Source organism: Methylobacterium sp. E-005 (assembly GCF_022829725.1).
GTDB lineage: Bacteria > Pseudomonadota > Alphaproteobacteria > Rhizobiales > Beijerinckiaceae > Methylobacterium.
This window is the reverse complement of sequence record NZ_JAKSYG010000173.1, coordinates 1-4,008: the sequence shown is the minus strand read 5'-3', so window position 1 is coordinate 4,008 and position 4,008 is coordinate 1. Positions and strand designations below refer to the sequence as shown.

4 protein-coding genes are annotated in these 4,008 nt (G+C 61.6%); 1 reads left to right on the top strand and 3 read right to left on the bottom strand.

Going from position 1 to position 4,008, the window contains the following annotated elements; translation table 11 throughout:
• Positions 1 to 325: 325 nt before the first annotated feature.
• Positions 326 to 778, bottom strand: a complete 453-nt coding sequence (locus tag MKK88_RS18965) for a MucR family transcriptional regulator (protein ID WP_244002420.1) — start codon at positions 776 to 778, stop codon at positions 326 to 328.
• A gap of 378 nt (positions 779 to 1,156) precedes the next feature.
• Positions 1,157 to 1,789: an acyl-homoserine-lactone synthase gene (locus MKK88_RS18960; protein ID WP_244002418.1), complete on the bottom strand. Its 633-nt coding sequence runs from the start codon at positions 1,787 to 1,789 to the stop codon at positions 1,157 to 1,159.
• A 171-nt stretch (positions 1,790 to 1,960) separates the two neighbouring features.
• On the opposite strand from MKK88_RS18960, the gene MKK88_RS18955 reads away from it, so the two are divergent.
• Positions 1,961 to 2,692, top strand: a complete 732-nt coding sequence (locus MKK88_RS18955; protein ID WP_244002417.1) for an autoinducer binding domain-containing protein — start codon at positions 1,961 to 1,963, stop codon at positions 2,690 to 2,692.
• Positions 2,693 to 2,981: 289 nt separating this feature from the next.
• Here the strand turns inward: MKK88_RS18955 and MKK88_RS18950 are convergent, their stop codons facing one another.
• Positions 2,982 to 3,863: a glutathionylspermidine synthase family protein gene (locus MKK88_RS18950; protein ID WP_244002415.1), complete on the bottom strand. Its 882-nt coding sequence runs from the start codon at positions 3,861 to 3,863 to the stop codon at positions 2,982 to 2,984.
• Positions 3,864 to 4,008 lie beyond the last annotated feature (145 nt).

Genomic DNA, 4,008 nt, shown 5'->3' with positions numbered 1-4,008 from the left:
GGTGTCGAGCGAGAACTCGTAGAACAGGGCACCCTGCTCGACTTGCCGAGGTCCCATCATCTGCTTCGATCTCCGTCTCTCGACAGGAGTGAATCACCTCATCACAACCGCTGCAACACCCGAGTTTTTCAACAGAATCGGCCAGTTCCGGTCAGTTGCCCCGCGCCCATGGTGAACCCAGGGCGGAAGGTCGCCTTCTGGGAACCAGCGGCCTCCACATCGCAGAACCAGTCAATGACAAGCTGTTGATCGCTCCGGTAAGGGCAATCGTGGCGCGCGACACTCAAGATCATTGGCTGACAGGCCTGTAGAGATCCTCAGCACTCTACTCAGCTGCCTGCCGTACGATCTGTGCGCTCGGCACACCGAGGCCGATCGCCTTTGCAAGTGCCGAACGTTTAGCCGCGTAGTCCTGAGCGATCATCGGGTAATCGGCCGGCAGACCGAACCGCGCGCGGTAGCTCTGGGGCGAGAAACCGTGAGCAGTCAGATGCCGCTTGAGCGTTCGGTACGCACGGCCGTCGATGAAGCTGGTCAGCGCCTCAGCTCTTACCGACCGTCGGATTTCGGCGGCGGTGGGTGAGCTGGGTTCGTTCGCCGGCGCGGTCTCGACGACAAGCCCGCGATCCAACGAGCACAGGACACGATGAATGTCCGCTATGAGCTGAGGAAGCTGAGCGGACGCAAGGTGGTTTTTCGACACGTAGGCTGAAATTATAGAGACAGTGATGTCTGCGTATCTAACGTCTCGTGTCTCGTGTTCGTGGTTGTCACGCATAACTCTTTCCTTCTCGCGGCCTGGCATGAACATTGGCCCCGCTCTCATAGTACAGGCGTTGTGGGGAGAAGCTCCGCCGCCGGATCGTCCCTTCCATCCGGCGGCGGAGGCGGTTGAACTGCGGCGACGCCCGGCCAGCGCATCGTTCCTCATTCGATGCGTCAGCTGAGTTTGGATCGTCGGAGCATCTGATCGGCCACACGACGCCCGAGTTCGATCAGCACGACATCCACAATCTCGCGAAGGGCGGGATCCTGAAGCTCCACGATCGTTCGGCGAAGATCGATGGCTTGCTCAACCGCTCGCTCCAAACGCGATCGCATGTCGTCATGCGGATGAATATGGACAGGTGTCGTTCGTGGCACGGCAGGACCTTCTTCAACTCGCCAAACGGGTCGAGACTCGGCTCTCGGGGGACAGGACGGACTCCGTGGTCCCACGCATCTTCTGCAGCTGGCGCAGGCTCCGTGTGTCGAAGCCTGCGTTGACGGCGACGATCTCCACATCGTCGATCATCTGCGGAAGTCCGAGTGGCAGCGCGTGGATGTGCAGTTGGAGCAGCCGCAGCAGCCAACTCGTCGGCATCTCGGAGACGAAGCCCTTCAGCCCGCGCGGTAGTCCCCACTCGACGATCGCAGTGAGGATCGCCAGCGCGGTTGGGTTGAGCCGTCGACCGGACGTACGTGCCGGGCCGGCGACGCCGATCCGGCTCCATTCGACGATGTGCGGGGACGATGGAGGGGCGGCCTCGCAGAGCTGGGGGAGATGCTTCGACATGACGTAGGGGCGTACAGTCGGCAGCAAGCGTGAGTATCCGACTACCTTGTCGTCTTCCACGGCTAAGAGGTGGACGGCGTACTCATCATCGAATTCATCGATTTCGCGCTTGTCGTCCCGTGCGATCGCAGACCAGCCCATCTCTTCGACGAAGATCTTGTGGCGCAACCGCCAAACTTGTTCCATCAGCTCGGCGTTCTGCGCGATATTAGCGGCAGTAATGACTTGGATCATGGAGACACCTCTGTACGTGGTGTGCCCGCCCGTTCGGACGCGCGACACCACGCGAACGCGTGGTGTCGGCATGTTCGTTGCGCGATCGCCGGCTTCGTCTGGATGTATGGCGTCTCATCCCCTAACTTAGTCCGGGATGGGCACCGTCAGCGTTCGTGGTCAGGATATGCCGTGAGCAGAAAGTCCCTCGATCACACGCTCAAGCTGCTCACAGAGCTTGATCGAGCCGGGAGCATCCCGGAGGTCATCGCCGCCGTGCAGCGACAGCTCACAGGCTTCGGCATCGACGCGATCATCGCGGGGCTTCTCCCGACGCCGACGAGTTTGGTCAGCTTTAACCGCCAGTTCCTAGTCATGGAAAGCGTACCGGCGGAATGGCGTTCACGGTACCTCAGCCGGGGGTACGCCGCGCACGACCCGATCGTCACGCTGACCTTCCAGCAACAAGCCGGCTTCCGTTGGAGCGATCCTGTTCTGCCCCCGCCCGCGACGGCGACCGCCAGCCGGGTCATGCATGAGGCGGCAGATTTCGATCTTCGTGATGGGTACACGGTACCGCTGACGACCATGGAGGGCGAAGTCGGGGGGATGAGCTTTGCCGGATCCCAGCTCGAAATCGCCCCGGAGCATCGCGGTATGCTCACGCTGATCGCGAGCTACGCCTTCGGTCATGCTCTGCTGATGCGAGGCCAGCCTATCGCGACGCGGTCAAAGCTCTCACCACGGGAACGTGAAACCCTGCAGTGGGCGGCCGAAGGCAAAACGGACTGGGAAATCGGGGAGATCATGGGCATCTCGGAACACGGGATCGACTCTCATCTTCGCCGTGTGCGCACCAAATTGAGAACCCGCAACCGGGCTCAGTCGGTAGCTGAGGGTTTTCGGTTAGGGATAATCGTCTAGGTAGCGAGGTAGGCATGGGGGCAGCCGGGCTCCGGAGGCGCGACGTTGACGGATGACGAGCGGGACGAACGCCTCATAGATTCCATCTCGGCCGCGCTCGGCGTGGACATGACCGTGTTTCATAACGGGTATGCCGAAACCCAAAATAGTCCTGCCGAGTATCATGACTTGATCGTTCTAGCACGTTTGATAAAGGCATTTCGATCGCTCTCCGATGAGGAGCGTATGACAGTACTAAGGATGACAGAGAAAATAGCTACACGTAAATCTTAACTAAGGGCAGGTGTATCTAGTCTTCAGGTTCGATGAAATGGGGCACGAGCTGCGACGTATCATTCGAGATGACCCCTACGCTCTCGCGTAGGATCATCCCAGCTGGCTCGTCGCCCACCACCCACGATCCGATCACGACACGGCGGCCGTCGAACTCGGGGATGTTCGCCAGCGCTTGGCGGACATAGCCGCTCCGGGCGTAGGGGCCGTCCTCAGCAGCCGCGACCTGCCCGTTCGTGACAATGGTGATGTTGGCCCCCTCGCGCCCCAGCAGCGGCTTGAGGACAAAGCTCTTCCCCAATTCGAACTTGCGCGGGTCATTCTCGAAGTAGGCTGGCAGCAGGTTCGGGTGGCCCGGGTGGCGCTCCCAGAGCAGGGGCAAGATGCCCTTGTTGCTCAGGACCATCTTCCACGCCGGCTCGAAGAAGGTCGTGCCGCTGGCGACGATCGCCGGTCCGAAGCTGTCCCGCAGGAGCCACTCCCACGGGTAGAGCTTGAACAACAGGCGGATTGGCTCGCCGCCGCGATCGACGAAGGTCTGGCGATCGACGTCCTGGCGCAGGCCGATGTCCGACACGTCGACGAGGCGCACCTTCAGGCCGGCCTGCGCGGCGCAATCCGCGAGGTACCCAACCGTGCCGCGGTCCTCGGGGAACTCCGTCATGCAGGTCAGATGCAGCGCATTGCCGACCCGGGCCCGGATCTCGACGAGGCGGGCGAGCAGGCGCTCGTGGACCGAGTTGAACTGGTCCGCGCCCGGCGGCAGCGCGCCGCTCGCACGCTTGTCCTCCAGCCATCGCCACTGGAACACCGCCGTCTCGAACAGGGCGGTCGGCGTGTCCGCGTTGTACTCCAGGAGCTTCGCTGCGGATCGGCACTGGAGCGGGACCCCCGACAATAGTTGAAGCAGCCCGTTGTTATCATTGGCGAAATCGAATAGGGAGCGGGGTCCCCGTCGGCGCCGATCGGGACCCCGCTTATAGACAGAAAAAACGTTCGTTTTAGAGGATGTTACCGTCTTTTAGAGGAGGGTCCCGGTTCGG

What these genes read in the sequence shown, in the direction of transcription:
- MKK88_RS18965 (WP_244002420.1), bottom strand. Translation starts at nt 778, where the DNA reads ATGCGTGACAACCACGAACACGAGACACGAGACGTTAGATACGCAGAC.
- MKK88_RS18960 (WP_244002418.1), bottom strand. Translation starts at nt 1,789, where the DNA reads ATGATCCAAGTCATTACTGCCGCTAATATCGCGCAGAACGCCGAGCTG.